Origin of the sequence: Prolixibacter denitrificans, assembly GCF_003014495.1 — a bacterium.
Taxonomy (GTDB): domain Bacteria; phylum Bacteroidota; class Bacteroidia; order Bacteroidales; family Prolixibacteraceae; genus Prolixibacter; species Prolixibacter denitrificans.
In genome coordinates, this window is the sequence record NZ_PYGC01000009.1 from 38,053 (window position 1) to 59,868 (window position 21,816).

A 21,816-nucleotide genomic window follows, 5' to 3' on the forward strand; every position below is an offset into this window, starting at 1 on the left:
ATACAATAAAAACCGGAAGATATTCTGCTCAACAAAGGCGATTTACGTCATATTTTGACAAAAAAAATACGATGTTAAAAATCAAAACCCTTTAAAACCGGAGGTTTGGGAGAGCCATGCGTTGCTTCAAAGATGTTGGGAAACATCAGGAAAAGCCGATAGCAACAAAAAAATGCGGACCGTAGTCCGCATTCATCAACTATTGAATTTCTTCTTTATTTTTCTCCTTAATGCGTTGAATCGCGCCGGTAGCCGGATGCAAGCGTATGGAATAATTCCCGTTGAGCAGGCCTTCGGGAATGGGAGCCACTTTGCCGAACTGTGCCAGCGTCAGGTGCGACTCCAGCAAAGTTTGCGTCCCGTCCAACAAACGCACTTCTGCATTTCCGGGAATCCGGTAAAACAAACCGCTGTTGCTTGTTTCAGGAGTTGTGGTTGGCTGCACCGCCGCCATCTGGCCATTGCTTTTCTCCAGGCTGGTATTCGGGTCAAGCTCCAGCATCACTGGTTTCCCGGAAAGATCGGTGGTCGGAACCACGCCTTTCGAAGTAGAGAACCGGAACACGATCTGGCTCTTACCATTCTTCGCTCCGGGAACTATATTGAAAACATACGTATGCTTTGCCTTGTATGACTTTCCAATAAAAAGCCCCACATATTTCTTTTCGAGTTTATCGAGCTGAGCCACCATGGTATTGTATGCCTCACCATCGGGTAAAGCTTTATCGTATCCGAAAACAAGCGATTTGAATTTCCGCTTTCTGATTTTGGTAATATCGTGTGCGGTTTCCAGCGCTTTCTGCTGCAACGTTTTGGCAGTGTACATCTCCGGCGAAATCGTATCCACCTCATTCAAGAACGAATGCATCGATCGATCGGGCCAGGGCTCATCCGGCACCGCCACATCCGGTGTATAAACGGAACTGCTCACATCCTCTTTCCCCGATTTCACATCGCTGTTGATGCCAATCAACACTCCGTCTGCTGTCAGGCTTAAAGCCGAAGCATAAGGACCTGATGCTTTATGCACTTCATTCGGGTCCGGTTCACCATAGGTCTCCAGGCTCACATTGGTAATTTTCCAGGTTTCCCGGTCGGTAGAAGGTGCATTCGGAATTCCGAGATATTTTTCGGCGTACTGGTAATACGGACCGTGAACAAATTTCACCTGTTCCGCTTCAACGGTTACCCTAATCCCCGTCTCCGGCAAAGAATAAACAACGCTTCCTGTAAAAGGAACCTGTTCTCCATCTTTGCGCTTGTCATCTTTGGGCGATGCCATCACCTGTCCGGCAACAAACAGTACGCCCAGTAAAGTAAGATATATACTTTTCATTTTTCTTTAATTATTCATTCAACCACATAAAAACGGCAAGTCGCAAAAACACCCTTATCGGGAAGATTTCATACCGCTTTGCCTCATTGTCTTAAGTCTGCTTGTTTCTGCTACCTCATACACCAGCAAATTCTTTTCTCAGTTTCTCTCAGTGAAAAAGAGAGATTAACAGAAACAAATATCCCCAAATTTGATAGTTTTTTTTGCTTTCACAAAATCTTTAAGAATCTTTAAGTGTGGCAAATGCCAATCCGAGGTGCTGAGTTATGTCGCCTGCCAGCAGTGCTTCGTGCGAACCTTCCTCAACAGCGAAATCAGCAGCCAACCCATGAAGGAAAACGCCCAAAATAGCTGCCTCTTTAGCCGTATATCCCTGTGCCAGCAAGCCCAGCAGAATTCCTGTGAGCACATCACCGCTTCCAGCCGTAGCCATTCCCGGATTACCTGTACTATTAAACCAGCAGGTTCCGTCGGGGCAGGCAATAGCCGTGTAAGCACCCTTCAATACCAGCACAACACCATTATCCCGCGCATATTCTTTGGCCAGTTGCAATCGTTCGTATCCACATTCCACCGGGTGCGTCAACCGGGCAAACTCTCCCGGATGCGGTGTCAGAATGGTTTCAGGGGGAAGCAACTTCAACCACTCCGGATTTTTCGCCAACAGGTTCAATCCATCTGCATCGATAACCATCGGCTTTTTCAATTCTTCTTCCAGCATGCGCTGAACACCGCGCCCGGTATTGCACTTCGTATCCAAACCAGGCCCGATACCAATCGCATCGAAAGAGGCCAAATCCGGATTCTGGGTGAACATCAAATCCGACTGGTCGATGCTGGCCATGGCTTCCGGAATACTGTTTTGCAGGATGTTGTATCCGAGACGGGGAACATGGGTGGTGAGTAAACCGACTCCCGAACGAAGACAACCACGCGATGCCAGAACAGCAGCGCCCATTTTTCCGTAGCTTCCGGCAATCAACAACGCGTGCCCAAAGTTCCCCTTGTGGGCGAAGGTTCTCCGGTCTTTCAAGAGACTTTTGGCTACCTGATGGTCGGTATAGAAGAAAGGGGTCTCCGTTTGCCCGATTCCATCCGGGTGTAAACCAATATCCAGAACTATCCAATGGCCGGTGAACGGATCGTTTTCCGGCAGGAGAAAACTGATTTTCGGAAACTGAAACGTAAGCGTCACATCGGCGCGTATAATGGAATCGCGATCGTTTTGTCGGTTATCTTCTCCCATCAGGCCGGAAGGAATATCAATGGCGATGACTTGTGCACCGGAGGCGTTGATGTGTTTCACGATTTTCGCCGGCAAACCTTTCAACGGACGTGACAAGCCTGCCCCAAACAAGCCGTCAACCACCCAGTCGGACGGTTTGATTTCCGGCATCGGAGCATCAGCATTTAAATAAACGATTTGTGTGCGGTTCTGCTGCTGCAAACGCTCCAGGTTGGTATTGGCTGATTCGGACATTCCCTTTCCCAAATCCATGATATAAACATCGATACCGGAAAGTGCCCATGCCAGCATTCGGGCAGCAGCTAACGCATCGCCACCATTGTTACCCGGTCCCACAAAGAATATCAGATGCTGGTCCGGTTCGGCGTGATGCAGAATCCAGTCGACCAAAGTGGATGCTGCCCGCTCCATCAAATCGATATCAGAAATGGGTTCATGCTCAATGGTATATTTATCAATACCGGCAATCTGGCTGGTGGCAAAAAGTTTCATAGATGATCGTTTTTTGTTCTGAAAGATGTTGTATAACAAAGTAGAAGCAGAATTACTACAGCCTTAAACCAATTGAGAACAAACCTGTTTTCACCCCTCCAAACCTCCCCTAAAGGGGCGGCTTAAGTCCCCTCTAGGGGATTTAGGGGTGATATTTATCCCTGTCGCACCCAACTGGACAGCTTTATGAATTCCCATTCGCTTTGTGATATCCTGCAATACCTGCATGTTGAACGAATTTACAAAATCACGGCCGCTTTTCCATATTCAGACCTTCGGATGCTGGTCATTTTCTTTCATACAACATGTTGATGTATGACCTGGCTCTCCTTTATGGAAAAAAAAGTTAATTATATTTGTCCGATTGCGAATTTTCGAACTAATCTATCAAAATCATAATTTATGCTTAAAGGACATCCTAAAGGACTATATGTCGCGTTTTTTGCCAACATGGGTGAACGCTTCGGGTACTATACCATGCTCGCTATTTTTACCCTCTATCTCCAGGCAAAATTTGGCTTCTCAACAGCTACAGCGGGTGACTATTACGGTGGTTTCCTGTTTGGAATTTATTTCCTTCCCCTCATTGGTGGTATTATGGCCGACAAAGTGTGGGGTTACGGAAAAACCATTACTATCGGAACCATTGTCATGTTCCTCGGCTATCTCATGCTGGCCATACCAGGACAAGGACTACTGTTAATGGTAGCGGCGCTTGCCGTTATATCACTGGGAACCGGTTTCTTTAAAGGAAACCTGCAGGCCCTGGTGGGTAACATGTACGATGACCCGAGATACAGCGCCAACCGCGATAATGCTTTCAACATTTTCTACATGGGAATCAATATCGGTGCGTTTTTCGCTCCTTCGGCAGCGACCGGTATCAGCAACATGATCCTGAAAAAGGCCGGATTGTTTTACAACGCCCAGATTCCAAACATGGCTCATCTCTATCTCGATGGAAAGCTGAAAGACACAACCGAATTGATGAAACTGGCTCACGAGCAAATGGGTGATAAATTCACTGATTTAACCCACTTCAGCCACTTGTACCTCGACACGCTATCTCAGTCATACAACGCTGGTTTTGCTTTGGCAGCCATTAGTATGGTTGTTTCACTCCTGATTTTTATCGGATTCCGCAAGTATTACAAAGCTGCTGACGTGACCGAGAAACAAAAATCAATGGATGTGAACCTGAAAGACAAGATGGTGCACATGACACCGGAAGCAACCCGCAAGCGTCTGGTGGCTTTGTTGCTGGTGTTCTTCGTTGTCATGTTCTTCTGGATGGCCTTCCACCAGAATGGATTTACCATGACTGTGTTCGCGCGCGATTATACTGTTAGCAAGGTAAGCCGGTTCACATTTATGTTCTTCGACTTAAGTGCATTCCTGCCATTGCTGTTTGCTATCATCGGATTGATTATGACGTTTAGCCGGAAACTGGCCTCCAAATTCCGGGCGATCGGCTTTGGAGTCTTCGTTGTAGGCTCAATTATTACCGGAATGGTGTACAACAGTTACGATGACACCATGATGATCTCTCCGCAGTTGTTCCAGCATTTCAACCCGATTTTCATCGTGTTCCTGACACCGCTGATTGTAGGATTCTTCACCATGCTGCGCAAAATTGGCAAAGAACCTTCATCACCGAAGAAGATTGGTATCGGGATGATCCTGACGGCACTTGGTTTTACGTTGCTCATCCTGGCATCAGACAACCTGATGTCGCCCGGGGCACTACACGGAAACGTTTCAGATTCACTGGTATCGCCGTACTGGCTAATCAGCACCTACTTCACGCTCACCATTGCCGAGTTGTTCCTGAGTCCTATCGGTATTTCGTTTGTATCGAAAGTGGCACCGCCCAAGTACAAAGGTCTGGCCCAGGGAGGTTGGCTCGGAGCTACCGCCATTGGTAACCTGATGGCCGGATTGATTGGAAAATTCTGGGATACGCTGGAATTATGGCAATTCTTCCTCATCCTGGTGGTGATGTGTTTGGTCTCAGCCGCCTTTATTTTCATGATTCTGAAAAGGCTGGAAAGAGCATCCGAAGCTTAATCTACATTATTATATTTTTACTGAAAGAGAGGCCGCCCGGATATTGGGCGGCCTCTTTTTTTTGTTCCAAAACAAAGGGATACCCGACTAGAAGTAATTTAGGCTAAAGCCCATCATTGTATAGCTTTCCATCCCATGGCTGAAGCCATGGGCAACTGTAAATTCCAGCGCAATGAGGTGGGGCTACTATAATTCATCGTTCCAATTGCCCCCGACTTTAGTCGGGGGACAGAATGGGAAAGAATATATTGGCTTTAGCCAAATTCCGAAAGACCTCTATTGTTGCGACTTTTCTCCGTCCTTAAGCCCTTTCAAGGCGACATCCTCCGAACTTTAGTACACCAAACATTATTTAATAGCTACAGATTTTTATTTTTTTTCAAAATGAATAAATAGATATTTGTTATATACATGAAGTAAATTAACAACGCCAAAAACGGCAAAACTACAAGTATTGTTCTTATTGGTGCAGTTTCCCACATATACCTTAAAAACATAACCTGCATATTATCCTGCGCATCCATCATTTGAGGAGGATGATGGGCATATTCTGACAATATGGAATATATTCCCAAAAATCCCATAAAACAATGTGCTATAACTGAGAACCACTTCATGCCATACAAACTCCTAATTAACTTATCTAACAAAGTCGGAAGTCCTACTGCGATAAAATATATAAATACAAATGCCAGCATAGATAAAAAGCCAAAAATAATCATTAAGGCTATACCTCCAGGAAGCATTTCAAACGCAATCATCGTCAGCTTTACAAATAATTTTACACCATAATAAGACATTAGATACCATCCAATCATGGTAAAAGGCAGCAGCAGATATCTCAAAGATTTTTTCTGATCCTCCTCTATTTTATGCTTAATATAATGGCGTCTTCTGTTAAGAACATAACCAATAATAACATATCCCAAAAAAGAAACAACATAACTTATTAAATCAATGACATCATTGGGTTCAATATCTCGTGCACTTCTTAATGAGTAATAGAAAACATATAAAGATGGGTGAACGATATAATATATTGGCAGTAATGAAAATATCAATCCTAAAACATAATAGTAAACTATATTACTTCTTTTTTGATTAATTTCAATACGCCCATCAATCCATGAAATAAAAATTGTAAAAATAATCGCGACAAAAGCCACAAAGAATATTGAAAATTGATAATCAGACATTACTTCATATTTTAAGTTAGACACAATAAATATGGATAAAATTCCTTCAATTCTAAAAGAATAAATTAAGCACCAGCCAAAATTTATAACTAACGATATTACCTGTACAAGAGCAATACACAATAACAAATACTGCCATTACGTACACAAGTTCAAATTTTAAATCGATATCCTATTTTTTTTCTGCTTGCATTTCCTTTATTCCAATATTGAATAACTTTTTCTCCTTTTGTTGTATTTAACGTAATCCATCAGGTCCCGAACCTAAAATAATCAGTCTTTCGGCCAATGAATTAGGTGGAATTGCCTTTCGATTGGGCTGACTACCCACTTTATCCATTTCGGTAGCCCTGTTATCCGGTTGTTTTGAATTTCGAATCATTGTTTTATCGAAGTGCATCCTTCTTTTTGAGCCTCGAATCTCAAATTCAATGTTGTGAACCTTCGTTTTACCATCCCGAAAGGCCAATCCTGTCAATAACTCCGATGATTTAATGATAGTAAAGGTTATTTCACCGGAAGGAAATGTAAAAAGAACCATTAGGAGTGATGATTTTCAGCATACAAAGGTTCTGATGATGGATCACTGCGATAAATAACCTAAAGCGGGCTGTTCTCCTAACGCTGACAGGTCTTTCGACGCTGTCAGGTTGTGAACGTCGGGGTAATATTCGATTTTGATACCCGGCCACGACATGTCGTGGCCCTACAAGGGCGGAAGCGCAGAACAAAGGTGCATTGTAGGGGCACGATATATCGTGCCTACTTATGCACGTTTCATTCAGGCTTTAACCAATTATATCCCGTAATGATTTCAACGAACGAAAAACCCTGACAGGGTTCGGAACCCTGTCAGGGATATGGCATTAATCAACATTTTCGGCTTTCGTGCTGCGCGGGAAGTACTGCTTCAGGTCGTTATAGATGGTCACCGCTCCGGCTACCCTCTCACGGGCCATGTAACGAATGCCACGGTAAAACATCAAGGCATCCTGGTAATTGTCATGATCGAGGAGGATTTTCATATCGGTGAGCTTCCGCTGCAAATCCGACATCACAATCAGAAGCGCCTCGATCTCTTTTCGGGCGGCAAAATCGCGGTCGAACTCTGCCTTGTCCACAAAAGCCGGTTTCAAATCCGGAAACTGCTCCATGTAGCTTTTCGAGCTATTAATCAGGAGCTTGTTTTGCTCGGCAACCGAGCCATAGTTACGGCGGTCGTCGTTCGACAATACGGGAGCAATCGGGTCAATCACGTTAGTTACCTGCTGCAGTCCCTGTTTCATTGCATCCAGTTGTTCGGGTGTAAATTCCACTTTGATCAAATCATTTTGTGCCATGATTAGTTTGTTTGAGGTTATAAATGAGCATGGAGTTTCCATGCCGGTTTTTCCGGTCGATGTGCAGCACTTTTCTTTCCCCGCGAAGTTTGATCGATTTTATCTGCTTGTTTTGTTAAATTAAATGATGTTAACCAGAAAGCCAAATCAACACGCCCCCAAAGCACTCACATTGAGGCACCAGTAAAAATTGAAAGTGACGTTTACGGAAAAGATCGCATCATTCATGGAAGAATTTGAACCGTTCATCAAAAAATTGGACCATAAACATGTTATCCAGCAGGATTGCAACTTTCAATTTAACAGTCTGACAACACTTTGTCGATAATTAGAAACCAACATAGGCTCTTTTGAAACATAAAGTATGGTTCGAAGTCGTTTTTAGTGAGCGGGAGAAAAGGTGACGGGATGAAATGGAGATAAGGTGAGAATATAGAGTTGCAAGAATGGCAAAACTGGCAAACTCTTTTTATTCCTTTATCTTTGCCCCCATCAAACCATATATCATATGACAACCCAAGAGGCGCTGGCCATTCTGCATAAAACACAAGACGGAATTCCGTTTGATGCACTGGATTTTCTGTACCGACAACCTACCGGCAAAGAGCTGGAAGAGAAGATCATTTTCCACCTGGAGCATGCGTACGACGAAGCGTTGATGCTGAAAAAGAATGGTCAGTTTTCCAATCTGCCGCTTTGGTACGCCATTCTGGCGGAAGCCCACGCCACCCGGAAAATGGCCGATGCGGTTGTCAAACTCTTCACTACACCCGATGCGCCCGACTGGGACATTTTGAATGAGCAGGGACTTTACCTGGTGGGATTGCTGGCCGAAAAGTTCCCGGAAGTGATTGATACCTTCCTGGATGCTATCGCCAAGGAAGTAAAGGAAGAACACGAAACGCCGTACCTTTTTCTGTACGAATGTCTGGCTTTCGCCGATAACACACATGCTAAGAAAGTTTCTGCTTTGCTGAAAGATAAGAAGACAAAGTGGAGGGAATTGCTCGCTGTACAGGCAGCAGAAGCTGGCATGACTGAATGCGAACCAGCATTGCAAGCCTTTTACGAAGAGTACGAACAGCACACGCAGACGGGAACCGAAGAAAACCGCATCCGGGTGGAAATAGCTTATGCGCTGGAGGTTTTGAAAAAGGGGGAAAAGCACCCGAACAGTTACTATCTGCAGCGCGGTGAGTGGAAAAACCATTACCAGCAGCTCGCTCCTCTTTTCGAAACGGAAAAACCTATGTTGGCCGGCATTACCAGTAATGTGGGCCGAAACGATTTATGTCCCTGCGGTTCAGGGAAAAAATACAAACATTGCTGTATGAAGAAGATTCAGGGGAATTAAAAAATCCGGCAGCTGACTTATCGAAAAGACTCCGGAGGAGTCATATATTGTTAGAGCTGCAAAACGAAAAACGTGATACGACTCCGGCCGGAGTCCCATGGATACATCAACGCCACCTTGCTAACAACATGTCATCCCTGCCGGGATGAAGAGAATTATACCACGAAGTCTTAAAGTTATTTACAAAATATGCTGTAAACAACTTTTCCAAAGTTCGAAACTTTGGAAAAGTTGTAGCACAAAAAAAAGCCGGTTCACTGACCGGCTTCGATTTATCTGATTTTATTTCTTTTCCTTTTTTATCCACTTGTGCTTATACGCGTTAGCGAACGTTTTGAAATCAATCGGGTCGCGACCGGTAAGCCGTTTAAAATCCTCGGTTACCACATTCATCTTACCGTTCCTGGCACCGCTGTACAACAATCCCATCACCTTCACGAAAGCCAACGGTTTTTTCTCCCTGATTTTCTGCCGCATAAACATCAGCGTGCTGGGGCGGGGATAACGAATTTCCCTATCGAGAACCGAAGACAGAATTCCCACCAACTCATAGTAAGTCATGGTTTGCGAGCCGGTAATCTCATACGTCATATTTTCGTGGCCCGGTTCGGTAAGTACCCGTCCCATCACTTCAGCCACGTCACGCACATCGATGTAGTTGACCGGCGTATTTCCGGCTGGGATATACACCTTGTTATTTTCCAGAATCTCCTTCCGGTGAATGGTCGTGAGATTTTGCATAAAGAAGCAGGGCCGCACAAATGTGTAGCTGATTCCCAGGTTCAGCAGGTAGTTCTCAATCTTGTAATGAGGAAGCAATTTATTCCGCTCAGCCCCAATGACCGATAAGAAAACGATTTGCTTCACCCCGCGACGGGCCGCTTCATCTAAAAACGGGTAAATATATTTCGACACATCAGAAAGTTGATGTGGCCTGACCAGCAAAATTTTCGTCACGCCCTCGAGTGCAGCTGCATAAGTCGAAGGTTCGTCAAACTCGAATGGGATAAACTGGCAATTCCCTGCACCAATATCATGGTGTGCACGTTCCTCATCCCGAACGGCAGCAAGCAATTCTACTCCGGGCAGATTTTTTTCGCCTAAATACTTCAGCGTTGCCAACCCTACATTCCCCGTGGCACCGGTTATTAAAATTTTCTCCATTGCATACTGGATTATTCGGTAAAGCAAGTACGATGAAAGTAACTCTCTTTAACCTGACAAAAGTAATGGATTAGCTGTAAAACCCGATCGTTAATAAAGATTGATTTTTACATAATCAGAAAAAAAGATGCTGTTTTTCTGAAAACTACCACTCCTATACTATTCAACTCCAACCGCCTTTAAAAGTTTTACACATACAGAAGGGAAGATCCGGATAATGAATCTTCCCTTCAGAATAAATGATAGGTTGGATTTAGTCACCGGCTACTACACCGGGTTATTGTAAATATCGTCAATCAACTTCTTGTACTTCTGCGCCACGAATTTACGCCGCAGCTTCAGTGTTTGTGACAACTCGCCCGACTGGGGCGACCAGGCTTCACAAACCAACCGGAAACGTTTGATTTCCTCGTGCTGTCCCAAAACCTTATTGATTTCGCGAACCACTTTCCGGTATTGATTCATCACTTCCGGTGTCCGAACCAACTCTTTATTATCATGAAAGTGAATCTTCCGTTCGGCACACCAGTCGTGCAGAAAATCAAAATTAGGTGAAATCAGCGCACTGGCAAATTTCTGGTTTTCACCAATCACCATCATCTGCTCGATGAAGAGAGATTCCTTGAATTTATTCTCAATCATCTGGGGTGCGATGTATTTTCCGCCCGACAATTTAAAAATTTCCTTCTTTCGATCGGTAATTTTCAGGTATTTTCCTTCAACTAATGTTCCCACATCGCCGGTGTGGAACCATCCTTCGTCGTCGATTACCTCCCGGGTCATCTCCGGTTCCTTGTAATATCCCTGCATCACATTCGGTCCCTTCACGAGGATTTCTCCGTCATCGGCAATCCGCACCTCAACACCGGGAAGAACCGGACCATTGGTGCCAATTTTCAGTTCGCCGGTAGCCGGGTTCGCTACCGCGATGACCGGTGAGGTTTCCGTCAAACCGTAACCTTCGAGCGTGCAGATTTTCGCTGCGCCAAACACACGGGCAATTCTTTCCTGCAAAGCTGCCCCGCCCGAAACAATGTAATGCACATTTCCACCAAGTGCCGCTCTCCACTTCGAGAAAACCAGTTTGTCGGCAATAGCGAGCTTCAGACGATATCCCGGGCCAAACTTCACTTGATAATCAAATCGTTCGGTCAGGCCAAGTGCCCAGAAAAATATTTTGCGTTTGATTCCGGTCAGTTGTTCTCCTTTTCCGATAATCCCGTCATAAATACGCTCCAGCAAACGAGGCACCGTGTTGAAGAGATGAGGCTTCACCTCTTTCACCGCCGGCATAATCTGAGCAATGCTTTCGACGTAATAAACTCCCATTCCCTTGTACTGAAAATGGTAGTTCATCGACCGCTCGTACACATGGCAAAGTGGCAAAAATGAAATGACCCGGTGTTGATCTCCCAATTCGTGATTCTGCGCATGCGCCTTAAAATTGGACACCAGATTCTTGTGCGACAGCATCACACCTTTTGGTTTTCCGGTTGTACCGGAAGTATAAATGAGTGTAGCGATTTCATCCTCACTCATGCTGTTTTTCAGCTCGCCAACTACTCCTCGAAAATGGCTCTCATTGGTTTCGCCCAGCGAATAAATTTCACTGATGTGTCGCGCCCCTTCCACTTCGTTAAACGAGAATATCTCTTCGATTGACTCCAGCTCATCAGCCAGTGGCTTCAATTTTTCATACATCTTCGCATCGGAGACAAACAGGAAACGGGCCTCGGAATGTGCCAGAATATACCGGTACTCTTCTTCACTAATCGTTGGGTAAATGGGAACATGCACGCCGCCTGACAACGACAGTCCCATGTCGAGGAAACTCCACTCGGGACGGTTGCTGCTTACGGTGGCTACCTTGTCGCCTCGTCTCAGACCCAAAGCCATTAAACCGTAGGCAATCAAATAAGCATGACGGGCATATTCTTCTGTACTGTACTTTTTCCATTCGTTTCCCTCTTTCCGGCAAAGAGCATCTTCGCGCGGAAAGTTTTTCAAACAGTGATCGAGGAGATCGAATGTACGTGTTACTGCACTCATTTATTGTAGTTCTGAAATCGTTATCGAATTATTGGCGGGCGTTGTGCGGATGACCGAATATTTCTTCCAGCTCAGCCTGGTATTTTTCAATCAACACATCCCTCTTCACTTTCAGCGTCTGCGACAACTCTCCTGTTGCCGGGGTCCACTCATCGGCCACCACTTTTATCTTTTTGATTTGCTCGTGAGGAGCTAACGTTTGATTTATCAAAGTCACCTCTTTTTGAATCCGGTCAATCGTCGCCGGATTCTGTATCAGCTCTTCGTTATCACGATAGTTTATCTTGTGCTTCGCTGCCCAGAAATGCAGGTAATCAAAGGATGGAGAAATTAAAGTAGCAGCGAACTTCTCGTTCATTCCCACCACCAAAGCCTGTTCGATAAAACCGGAAGCTTTCAGTTTGTTCTCAATCACCTGTGGAGCAATATATTTTCCGGCCGAAAGCTTAAAAATCGATTTTTTCCGGTCGGTAATCTTCAAAAACTTGCCATCAATCAATGTTCCGATATCACCGGTGTGGAACCAACCATCTTTATCGACCACCTCTGCGGTATATTCCGGATCTTTGTAATAACCCAACATCACATTGGGACCTTTGCACAAAATCTCGCCGTCTTCAGCAATCCTACAATCTACACCTTCCAGAACAGGTCCAACAGTGCCTACCATCTTCTCTTCTTTTTCCCAGCCATTAACAGCAATCACAGGTCCGGTTTCGGTCAGTCCGTAACCTTCCTGAATGCTGATTCCCGTTGCAGAGAAAATACGGCCCAATCGTTCCTGCATGGCCGCTCCACCAGTAATAATGACACGAATCTTCCCGCCAAGGGCTGCACGCCATTTGTCGAAAATCAGTTTGCGGGCCATCTTCAGTTTGAAGCGGTAAAAAGGTCCGTAATTCTTCGAAGGGTCAAATTTCTCTCCGAGTCTTACCGCCCAGAAAAATATTGACTTCTTAATACCAGTCAGGTCCTTCCCTTTGGCGATGATGTTGTCGTAAACCTTTTCCAGGAACCGAGGAACGGTAGTGAACGTATCGGCCTGCACGTCGCGTAAATCATTTACTACCGTTCCCAGGTTTTGCGCATAATAAATGCTAACGCCTTTGTACTGGTAGTGGTAATTGATCATGCGTTCGTAGATGTGGCATAGCGGAAGGAAACTAATGGCTTTATCGTTTTCATCAACCTTATTTCGGGAAGAAGTGGCAACAGCATTCGTCACGACACTTCGGTGAGCCAGCATAACGCCTTTCGCGGTTCCGGTAGTTCCTGAAGTATAAATAATGGACAGTAAATCTTCTTCGGTAATGCCACTCTTAATTCGTTCAACCTCTTCTTTGTATTCGTCCTGATGCTTCTCTCCCAACACGCATATTTCTGACAGGCTACGCTCACTGTCGATATCATCGATCGTGAAAAAGAATTCCACATTTTCAGATGCATCGGCTACTTTCTTCAGACGGTTGTACATAGTACGGTTTCCCACCACCACAGCACGACAATCGGAATGGGAAAGCAGGTAAGTATATTCTTCTTCCGTCAGGTTAGGATAAAGGGCTACATGAACGGCTCCAACCTGCGCCATCCCCATATCCATGATATTCCATTCGGGACGACTATTGGAAACTGTGACAATTTTGTCGCCGGGTTTTATTCCCAAAGCCAACAAGCCATAACTAAAATGATTTACTTTTTCGATGTATTGCCGGGTGCTGTACGTCTTCCACTTTCCATCCTGTTTGCCGGCAATGATTACCTCTTTATCAAAGTTGGCGGCCATCCGATCGAGCAGATCAAATGTTCTGGTCACTTTCATTATCCTTACTGGTTTAGTTCAATTTACAAAAGGCAGGTCTCTGCATCTGACAAAAATAGCATCTGCGCGGTTTTATCTCAGTATGAAATATGAGATTTTGCGACATGCTCCAAATTTAAAACATATATAAATAACTAAAAGTGTCTGTATTTAAGGACATAAGATAGATACCGTTTCGGCTGAAATAATTTTCTTTTTCTTAAAACTTCCCCCTTCATACAGAAAAAGCTGCCCATAACAGGCAGCCTTTCAATTGATATCTTTACTAATCTTATTTACTGATTCACCAAATTGGATGCTTCCTCCAATACAGTTGGAATTCCTGCAGGTTCTTTTCCTCCGGCTGTTGCGTAGAATGGCTGTCCACCACCGCCGCCTTTCACATGCTTCGCTAAATCGCGAATTAATTTGCCGGCATTGAAACCACGTTCTTTCACCAAAGCATCTGAAATCATGATATGAAGATTCGCCTTACCATCGATTTCAGCAGCCAGTACCAGGAACAGATTATCAATTTCTCCTTTCAGCTGGAAAGCCAAATCCTTCAGCATCGCTGAGTTGTTTACTTCCAGTTGACGGGCGATAAAGCTCACACCATTAATGTCTTGCACTTCACGCAGCAAATCGCGCTTCATAATACCAACCGCTTCCTTCTCGAAAGCCTCGATTTGCTTCGTCAGTTCGTTGTTGCGTTTCAGGAATTCGTCGACCGAAACTTTTAGATTCTTCGGATTATTCAGCATACCCGAAACCTCTTTCAGCACTTTGTGGTTTTGTACCATCATCTGCTCTGCACGGTCAGCCGTAATGGCTTCAATCCGTCGAACGCCTGCCGAAACGGAACCTTCGGAAACGATGGTAAACAAACCGATTTCACCGGTAGCTTCCACGTGCGTTCCTCCACACAATTCGGTTGAATCGCCGAAACGTATCACACGAACCAAGTCGCCGTATTTTTCACCAAACAACGCAATCGCTCCCATGTCCATCGCTTCCTGCATTGGCACAGCCCGGAACTCTTCGCGCTTCAGGTTCCTGCGAATCATCTGGTTTACCCGACGTTGAATTTCGTCCAACTCTTCATCGGTTACCTTCTGAAAATGCGAAAAGTCAAAACGCAGGTAATCTTCATTCACCAACGAACCTTTCTGCTCCACATGCTCACCCAGCACTTCTCTCAGAACGTGGTCCAATAAGTGTGTTGCCGAGTGGTTATTGGCCGTCAACTGCCGTTTGCGGCTATCGACATGCGCGACAAACGTTGCCGATGGATCGGCCGGTAACTCTTTCGCGTAATGAATGATGAGGTTATTTTCCTTCTGGGTATCCAGAATACTTATTTTCTTGCCGTCTACTTCGATGTAGCCGGTATCACCAACCTGACCACCTGACTCAGCGTAAAAAGGAGTGAAGTTGAAGACCAGTTGATACGATTCTTTGTTCTTCACTTTTACCTTGCGATACCTGGTAATTTTCACTTTAGCCTCCAGGTGCTCGTACCCGATGAACTCCTCTTCATCGTCGGCCTGCAGTTGAATCCAGTCGCCGGTCTCCTGATGAGTGGCATTCCGCGAACGATTCTTCTGGGCTTCCATCGCCTCGTTGAATTCCTTCCGGTTAACAACCAAATCGTTTTCACGGAGAATCAACTCAGTCAGGTCGAGCGGGAAACCAAACGTATCGTACAATTCAAAAGCCAGCTTACCACTAACCACTTTATATTCGTTCTTTTTAGTCTCTTCGATGATGTTGTCCAGCATACGAATTCCGGTTTCCAACGTGCGCAGGAATGATTCCTCCTCTTCGTGAATCACCTTGGTCACCAGCTCCTCTTGCTTCTTCAGTTCCGGGAAAGCTTCTCCCATATTCTGAATAAGAACCGGGACCAACTGGAAAATAAACGGCTTCCGGAAATTCAGGAAGGTGTAACCATAACGCACCGCACGGCGAAGAATCCGGCGGATAACGTAACCCGCTTTATTATTCGACGGCAGCTGTCCATCGGTGATGGAGAAAGCAATCGCACGCAAATGGTCGGCCACCACACGCATGGCAATGTCCGTCTTATCGTCGTCGCCATACTTTACACCGGCCAGGTTGCCCAACTCTTTAATGATCGGTTGGAAAACGTCGGTATCGTAATTCGACTGCTTGCCCTGCAATACCATACAAAGGCGCTCGAATCCCATTCCGGTATCGACATGTTTCGCCGGCAGCTCTTCCAGTTTACCTGAAGCTTTCCGGTTATACTGTATGAACACCAGGTTCCAGATTTCAATCACCTGCGGATGATCTTTATTGACCAGCAAACGTCCGTCTTTTTTGACACGTTCGTGTTCGTCACGCAAGTCAACATGAACCTCGGAACAGGGGCCACACGGTCCGGTATCGCCCATTTCCCAGAAGTTGTCTTTCTTGTTTCCGTTCAGAATATGATCGTCCGCCAAGTACTGTTTCCAGTAACCACGGGCTTCTTCGTCAGCTGCAACGCCATCTGTTTCATCGCCTTCAAATACGGTAGCATACAAACGTTCGGGAGAAATCTTGAATTCGCCAACGAGCAATTCCCACGCCCAGTTGACCGCTTCTTTTTTGAAGTAATCGCCAAACGACCAGTTACCCAACATCTCAAACATCGTATGGTGGTACGTATCGTGTCCCACTTCTTCCAGGTCGTTATGCTTACCCGAAACACGCAAACATTTCTGTGTATCCGCTATCCTCGGCGATTTTACCGGCGAATTCCCCAGGAAGATATCCTTGAACTGGTTCATCCCCGCGTTGGTAAACATCAGCGTTGGATCATTTTTCACCACCATCGGTGCTGAGGCAACAATCTGATGTTGTTTCGATGCAAAAAAGTCGAGAAATGTTTGACGTATCTCTTTTGAATTCATAATCAAGAAGCTTAATTCGAATAAATGTTAAAATTGACCCGCTTCATCGGGTTTTCTCCTGCGAAACTCGAAAAAAATTTTAGATTTGCAACCGTTTGAAGGGTCTGTTTTATTGATCCTTGCAAATTTAGATTATTTCGTTAAATTTGTTAACACATATTGTAAAATAAAGGACCAGCATGGGTAAAACCAACTACAGATTTAACCCTGAAACGCTCAGTTACGACAAGATTGAACGAAATGTTAAGTCTCTTGTCAAGAGATTGCTTGGCTACCTTTCCACGAGTATAGTACTGGCGGTTATCATTTCTATGATTTTTCTCCAGTTTTTTGATTCCCCCAAACTTCGCCGGATGAAACGTGAGAACGAAAGGTTGCTCACGCAATATACCTTAATGAACAAGGATCTGGACAACATGAGTAAGGTATTGAAGGATATTCAGTATCGTGACGACAATATTTACCGGGTTATTTTTGAAGCTGAACCCATTCCGGCATCCGTTCGGAAAGCGGGCTTCGGTGGAATAAACCGCTACTCACAGTTGGAAAGTATGGATAATGCTGATTTGGTTATCTCGACGGCTCGCAAGCTGGACGTTTTAACGAAGCAGATTTACATTCAGTCCAAATCGTACGATGATGTGATGAAGATGGCTCTAAACAAGGAAAAGATGTTAGCCAGCCTGCCGTCCATCATGCCGGTTTCGAACAAGGATTTAAAACGCACCGCATCCGGATGGGGATACCGCATCCACCCGATTTATAAAATTCGTAAGTTTCACTACGGAATGGATTTCTCTGCACCTACCGGAACCGAGGTATTCGCAACGGGGAGTGGTGTAGTAAAGTGGATTCGCCGTTCCAAGATTGGTTATGGAAACCACATCTTGATCAGCCATGGATACGGCTTCGAAACGGAGTATGCTCACCTGAGCGCATTCAATGTAAAACCGGGACAAAAAGTGAAGCGGGGGGATGTAATTGGTTTCGTGGGAAGCACCGGAACATCAACAGCACCACACCTTCACTACGAAGTACATAAGAATGGTAAAAAGGTGAACCCCCAGAACTACTACTTCCTCGATTTGTCGCCGCAGGAGTATGAAAAGATGATTGAAATTTCGTCCAACATGGGACAAAGCTTTGACTAAAAAAACAACACTGTGCCATTTAAACAGCCCAAAGCGGAAAAACTATATTACTCGATTGGCGAGGTAGCCGAGATGTTCGATCTCCGGCCGTCAACCATTCGTTTCTGGGAGAAAGAATTCGATTCTCTCAAACCGCACAAAAACAAAAAGGGCAACCGTTTTTTTACCAAAGAAGATATCGACCACCTCGGTCTGATTTATCACCTGGTGAAGGAACGGGGAATGACACTCAAAGGTGCGCACAAAAAGATAAAAGAAAACCGGCAGGGAACTCAGGATACTTACGAAGTAGTGAAGAAACTGCAGGACATAAAGAACTTTTTACTGGAGATTAAAGAAGAGCTGTAACAGGTTCTTCTTTTTTTATCCTGATTACCCGCCTAAAAACCGCGAGCATGAAACTCAAGATACGTGACATTACCAGCAAACTGGAAGCGCTGGCTCCTCCCTCATTTCAGGAATCGTACGATAACGCCGGCTTGATTGTCGGTCACCCGAACGACGAAGTAGACGCCGTTTTATTGACTTTGGATGTAACTGAAGAGGTAATTGACGAAGCTATCTCCACGGGAGCCAACCTGATAATCGCCCACCACCCCATCGTTTTCAAAGGATTGAAGCAGTTCAACGGTAAAAACTATGTGGAGCGTTGTGTGATCAAAGCCATCAAAAATGATGTGGCCATATACGCCTCTCACACCAATCTCGACAGTGTTCCAGGCGGGGTAAACACCAAGATGTGTGAAAAACTGGGCTTACAGGATTGTCAAATCCTCTCACCAATGAAAGGACAGCTGTTGAAGCTGGTAACTTTCGTCCCTGTTGAGCACGCTGAAAAAGTACGTGAAGCCATTTTTGCTGCCGGAGCAGGCCACATTGGCAATTACGATCAATGCAGCTTTAACCTTCCGGGAGAGGGCACTTTCCGCGGAAGCGAAAACACCAATCCATTCGTCGGCGAGCGTGGCAAGCAACATACAGAAAAGGAAGTCCGTGTGGAAACCGTTCTTCCCCGTTACCGGAAAAGTAAGGTTTTGCGGGCGCTTCTGGAAAGTCACCCGTACGAAGAAGTGGCGTACGATTTTTATCCGTTGGAAAACGAGTGGTTCGAAACCGGTATGGGAATGGTTGGTAGTCTTCCGGAAGCGATGGACGAAAAAACCTTCCTGCTAAAGGTTAAAGAAACGTTTGCCTGTGGAGCTGTTCGCCACACCCGCCTGCTCAACAAACCGGTTGAAAAAGTAGCCCTTTGCGGTGGTTCAGGCAGTTTCCTGTTGAACGAAGCCAAAGCTTCGGGAGCCGATGTTTTCATCACCGGCGATTTCAAATACCACCAGTTTTTCGATGCCGAAGATAAACTGGTGATTGCCGATATCGGGCACTACGAAAGCGAACAGTTTACTAAAGAGGTTTTTTATGAAATACTTACCAAAAATTTCCCTAACTTTGCCATTCGCTTATCGGAGGTGAAAACCAACCCGGTAAATTACCTGTAAATACTTAAGAAACACAATAAATAACAAACAGGATATGACGACAGAATTCAACAAGCCGGCTGGTGGGAATGAGGTTCCTGCAGAAGAGAAGCTGAGAATGCTTTACGAGCTTCAAACAGTTGTTTCCGAAATCGATAAAATCCACACATTGCGGGGAGAGTTGCCGCTGGAGGTGCAGGATTTGGAAGATGAAATCGCCGGTTTGAAAACCCGCATCGAGAAATACGACGATGAGGTAAAGAGCTTGAATACTGCGGTTACTAACAAGAAGGCCGAAATAAAAGAAAGCAAGTCGCTGATTGAAAAATACACCGAGCAGCAGAATAATGTACGCAATAACCGTGAGTACGATTCGCTGTCGAAAGAAATTGAATTTCAGACGCTGGAAATCGAGCTGGCAGAAAAGCGTATCAAAGAGTTTACCGCTGAAGCCAAGGTGAAGAAAGAGGAAATCGACAAAGCTCAGGTTGACCTGAAAGATCACGAAGAAGATTTAGTGCGTAAACGCAAAGAGCTGGAAGAAATTACTTCTGAAACTTCAGTGGAAGAGCAAAAGCTGATCGATAAATCTGAAGCGATTGAAACCAATATCGAAGATCGTCTGCTGACAGCTTTCAAACGTATCCGCAAGAATGCGCGTAACGGACTGGCTGTTGTAACCGTACAACGTGATGCCTGTGGAGGTTGCTTCAATAAAATCCCGCCGCAGCGTCAACTGGATATTGCTTCACGCAAAAAGGTAATCGTTTGTGAGTATTGTGGTCGTATCCTCGTTGACCAGGATATCATGACACCTCTTTCTGAAGAGACAGAAAGCAAGAGCAAGTAAGCAAAACAATTGCTACAACATAAAAAACCCGGTCCGGAAAAGGATCGGGTTTCTTTTTGTATCATATCGTTCGTCCGTCTTGTTACCAGGTACCACCGGCTCCACCGCCGCCGAAACTTCCGCCGCCAAAACCGCCAAAGTCGGAGAATCCTCCTCCACCACCGCCAAAGCTTCCTCCTCCGCCGGAAAAGTCATCCCAGGTTCCTCTGTGGCTTCCCCCGAAAAGGTTCATCAGTAACAAAGCCTCCAGGAATGAAGGACCACGACCAACGGCACCAAAGCGTCTGCGCCTGCGTCCAAAGATGAAGAACAGGACAATGAAGAAAATGACAACGCCAACTCCTCCGGTACCTCTACCTCTTTTACTTTGTTCGCGTGTGGCCTGAATATATTGGTCGGCTGTAAATTCCTTCTTCGTCAGTCCCATCAGCACGTTGGTAGCCCGATCGATTCCGATGAAATAGTCACCCTTCTTGAACCAGGGAATCATCTCATTCTCGATAATGGTTTGTTTCGCCACCACATCGGGAACGACACCCTCCAAACCATAACCAACGGCAATAAAAACTTGTCCCATCGATTCGCTGGTTTTCGGTTTTACCAAAATCAGGATACCGTTATCACTACCTTTCTGTCCGATTCCCCATCTTTGTGCCAACCGAACGGCGTAATCCGCCTTGTCGTACCCATGCAAATTATTCACGGTTACAACAGCAATCTGCGTCGAGGTTTGCCGGGCAAATTCGGCCAGCTTCTCGTTCAACATCATCGCTTTTTGCTGTGGCAAAACATGGGCTAGATCGTTGACCAGTCTGGCTGGTTGTGGACGATCCGGGAAATCACTATTTTCTGCGAAAGCATTGAAACTAAGCAGCAACGCCAGCAACAGAAGCATCCCCTTCATCCTCATAGAAATATGTTTTATTTGCTTCATTATTTTCCGAATGAGATTTCGTCTGACAATTCGTTTACGTCATCCTCCTGATAAGGGAAATGTTCACTGAGCTGGTGACCAGCCATCGAAATTCCTTCCGCGAGGCCAATGGCAAAATCACCTTCTTTGAAATACTCCAGCATTTTGTTCTTGATCTCATCCCAAAAATTCTCCGGAACCACCTTATTAATGCCGGCGTCTCCCAGAATGGCAAATTTGCGGTTCCCCACAGCCAGGTAAAACAAAACGCCGTTCCGCTCTTTGGTTTTGTGCATGTCCAACACTTTGAAAACATGGGCGCCCCGGTCCAGAACTTCTCCGGGGCACTTGTCATCGATGTGCACGCGGATTTCGCCACTGGTATTGTGCTCAGCTTCCTGAATGGCCTCCAAAATATTAGCCTGTTCTTCCTTGCTGAAAAATTCTTCAATTTTCATGAAACTCCT

At 45.3% G+C, this 21,816-nt stretch carries 17 protein-coding genes; 6 read left to right on the top strand and 11 right to left on the bottom strand.

Translation table 11 applies throughout. The features are described from left to right. Positions 1-199: 199 nt before the first annotated feature. Complete coding sequence (locus CLV93_RS15440; protein ID WP_106543114.1) at positions 200-1,336, bottom strand: DUF4831 family protein; 1,137 nt, start codon at positions 1,334-1,336, stop codon at positions 200-202. 220 nt (positions 1,337-1,556) lie between these two features. Further along, positions 1,557-3,074: an NAD(P)H-hydrate dehydratase gene (locus CLV93_RS15445; protein ID WP_106543115.1), complete on the bottom strand. Its 1,518-nt coding sequence runs from the start codon at positions 3,072-3,074 to the stop codon at positions 1,557-1,559. 402 nt (positions 3,075-3,476) lie between these two features. Between CLV93_RS15445 and CLV93_RS15450 the strand changes: the two genes are divergently transcribed. Next, positions 3,477-5,141 (top strand): peptide MFS transporter, encoded by a 1,665-nt coding sequence (locus tag CLV93_RS15450; protein WP_106543116.1) that lies wholly within the window; start codon positions 3,477-3,479, stop codon positions 5,139-5,141. Between the two features lie 359 nt (positions 5,142-5,500). Here the strand turns inward: CLV93_RS15450 and CLV93_RS15455 are convergent, their stop codons facing one another. The 3 genes from CLV93_RS15455 to CLV93_RS15465 form a co-directional block, all read right to left on the bottom strand. Beyond that, positions 5,501-6,337, bottom strand: a complete 837-nt coding sequence (locus CLV93_RS15455) for a hypothetical protein (RefSeq protein WP_106543117.1) — start codon at positions 6,335-6,337, stop codon at positions 5,501-5,503. Between the two features lie 238 nt (positions 6,338-6,575). After that, entirely contained in the window at positions 6,576-6,719 is a 144-nt protein-coding gene (locus tag CLV93_RS20285; RefSeq protein ID WP_153637032.1) for a hypothetical protein, read from the bottom strand. A gap of 484 nt (positions 6,720-7,203) precedes the next feature. Continuing rightward, the gene (locus tag CLV93_RS15465) at positions 7,204-7,677 is read right to left on the bottom strand and encodes a hypothetical protein (protein ID WP_106543119.1); all 474 of its coding nucleotides are present in this window, start codon (positions 7,675-7,677) and stop codon (positions 7,204-7,206) included. Positions 7,678-8,185: 508 nt separating this feature from the next. On the opposite strand from CLV93_RS15465, the gene CLV93_RS15470 reads away from it, so the two are divergent. After that, positions 8,186-9,031, top strand: coding sequence for a YecA family protein (locus CLV93_RS15470; protein WP_106543120.1), 846 nt, complete (start codon positions 8,186-8,188; stop codon positions 9,029-9,031). A gap of 282 nt (positions 9,032-9,313) precedes the next feature. Here CLV93_RS15470 and CLV93_RS15475 read toward each other — a convergent pair whose 3' ends face one another. From CLV93_RS15475 to alaS, 4 genes are all read right to left on the bottom strand, one after another. Further along, entirely contained in the window at positions 9,314-10,195 is an 882-nt protein-coding gene (locus tag CLV93_RS15475; protein ID WP_106543121.1) for an SDR family oxidoreductase, read from the bottom strand. Between the two features lie 267 nt (positions 10,196-10,462). After that, on the bottom strand, positions 10,463-12,244 hold the full coding sequence (locus CLV93_RS15480) for an AMP-dependent synthetase/ligase (RefSeq protein ID WP_106543122.1): 1,782 nt from the start codon (positions 12,242-12,244) through the stop codon (positions 10,463-10,465). A 28-nt stretch (positions 12,245-12,272) separates the two neighbouring features. Beyond that, complete coding sequence (locus CLV93_RS15485) at positions 12,273-14,063, bottom strand: AMP-dependent synthetase/ligase (RefSeq protein WP_106543123.1); 1,791 nt, start codon at positions 14,061-14,063, stop codon at positions 12,273-12,275. A gap of 275 nt (positions 14,064-14,338) precedes the next feature. Next, on the bottom strand, positions 14,339-16,960 hold the full coding sequence (gene alaS, locus CLV93_RS15490) for an alanine--tRNA ligase (protein WP_106543124.1): 2,622 nt from the start codon (positions 16,958-16,960) through the stop codon (positions 14,339-14,341). A 353-nt stretch (positions 16,961-17,313) separates the two neighbouring features. Here alaS and CLV93_RS15495 point away from each other — a divergent pair, with 353 nt between their 5' ends. Genes CLV93_RS15495 through CLV93_RS15510 form a run of 4 tightly spaced genes read left to right on the top strand, consistent with a single transcriptional unit; the run spans position 17,314 to position 20,436 of the window. Next, positions 17,314-18,111, top strand: coding sequence for a M23 family metallopeptidase (locus tag CLV93_RS15495; RefSeq protein ID WP_281351377.1), 798 nt, complete (start codon positions 17,314-17,316; stop codon positions 18,109-18,111). A gap of 12 nt (positions 18,112-18,123) precedes the next feature. Then, on the top strand, positions 18,124-18,459 hold the full coding sequence (locus CLV93_RS15500; RefSeq protein WP_106543126.1) for a MerR family transcriptional regulator: 336 nt from the start codon (positions 18,124-18,126) through the stop codon (positions 18,457-18,459). A gap of 47 nt (positions 18,460-18,506) precedes the next feature. Beyond that, positions 18,507-19,607, top strand: coding sequence for a Nif3-like dinuclear metal center hexameric protein (locus CLV93_RS15505; protein WP_106543127.1), 1,101 nt, complete (start codon positions 18,507-18,509; stop codon positions 19,605-19,607). Between the two features lie 34 nt (positions 19,608-19,641). After that, positions 19,642-20,436, top strand: a complete 795-nt coding sequence (locus CLV93_RS15510; protein ID WP_106543128.1) for a zinc ribbon domain-containing protein — start codon at positions 19,642-19,644, stop codon at positions 20,434-20,436. Between the two features lie 82 nt (positions 20,437-20,518). On the opposite strand, the gene CLV93_RS15515 is transcribed toward CLV93_RS15510, so the two are convergent. Continuing rightward, on the bottom strand, positions 20,519-21,346 hold the full coding sequence (locus CLV93_RS15515; protein ID WP_106543208.1) for a TPM domain-containing protein: 828 nt from the start codon (positions 21,344-21,346) through the stop codon (positions 20,519-20,521). A 23-nt stretch (positions 21,347-21,369) separates the two neighbouring features. Further along, on the bottom strand, positions 21,370-21,807 hold the full coding sequence (locus CLV93_RS15520; RefSeq protein ID WP_106543129.1) for a TPM domain-containing protein: 438 nt from the start codon (positions 21,805-21,807) through the stop codon (positions 21,370-21,372). Positions 21,808-21,816 lie beyond the last annotated feature (9 nt).

Excerpts from the sequence above, each read along its gene's own strand:
- CLV93_RS15505 (WP_106543127.1), top strand. The coding sequence starts at position 18,507 with ATGAAACTCAAGATACGTGACATTACCAGCAAACTGGAAGCGCTGGCT.
- alaS (WP_106543124.1), bottom strand. The coding sequence starts at position 16,960 with ATGAATTCAAAAGAGATACGTCAAACATTTCTCGACTTTTTTGCATCG.
- CLV93_RS15485 (WP_106543123.1), bottom strand. The coding sequence starts at position 14,063 with ATGAAAGTGACCAGAACATTTGATCTGCTCGATCGGATGGCCGCCAAC.
- CLV93_RS15480 (WP_106543122.1), bottom strand. The coding sequence starts at position 12,244 with ATGAGTGCAGTAACACGTACATTCGATCTCCTCGATCACTGTTTGAAA.
- CLV93_RS20285 (WP_153637032.1), bottom strand. The coding sequence starts at position 6,719 with ATGATTCGAAATTCAAAACAACCGGATAACAGGGCTACCGAAATGGAT.
- CLV93_RS15465 (WP_106543119.1), bottom strand. The coding sequence starts at position 7,677 with ATGGCACAAAATGATTTGATCAAAGTGGAATTTACACCCGAACAACTG.
- CLV93_RS15515 (WP_106543208.1), bottom strand. The coding sequence starts at position 21,346 with ATGAGGATGAAGGGGATGCTTCTGTTGCTGGCGTTGCTGCTTAGTTTC.
- CLV93_RS15455 (WP_106543117.1), bottom strand. The coding sequence starts at position 6,337 with ATGTCTGATTATCAATTTTCAATATTCTTTGTGGCTTTTGTCGCGATT.
- CLV93_RS15445 (WP_106543115.1), bottom strand. The coding sequence starts at position 3,074 with ATGAAACTTTTTGCCACCAGCCAGATTGCCGGTATTGATAAATATACC.
- CLV93_RS15520 (WP_106543129.1), bottom strand. The coding sequence starts at position 21,807 with ATGAAAATTGAAGAATTTTTCAGCAAGGAAGAACAGGCTAATATTTTG.
- CLV93_RS15510 (WP_106543128.1), top strand. The coding sequence starts at position 19,642 with ATGACGACAGAATTCAACAAGCCGGCTGGTGGGAATGAGGTTCCTGCA.
- CLV93_RS15475 (WP_106543121.1), bottom strand. The coding sequence starts at position 10,195 with ATGGAGAAAATTTTAATAACCGGTGCCACGGGGAATGTAGGGTTGGCA.
- CLV93_RS15450 (WP_106543116.1), top strand. The coding sequence starts at position 3,477 with ATGCTTAAAGGACATCCTAAAGGACTATATGTCGCGTTTTTTGCCAAC.
- CLV93_RS15470 (WP_106543120.1), top strand. The coding sequence starts at position 8,186 with ATGACAACCCAAGAGGCGCTGGCCATTCTGCATAAAACACAAGACGGA.
- CLV93_RS15440 (WP_106543114.1), bottom strand. The coding sequence starts at position 1,336 with ATGAAAAGTATATATCTTACTTTACTGGGCGTACTGTTTGTTGCCGGA.
- CLV93_RS15495 (WP_281351377.1), top strand. The coding sequence starts at position 17,314 with ATGAAACGTGAGAACGAAAGGTTGCTCACGCAATATACCTTAATGAAC.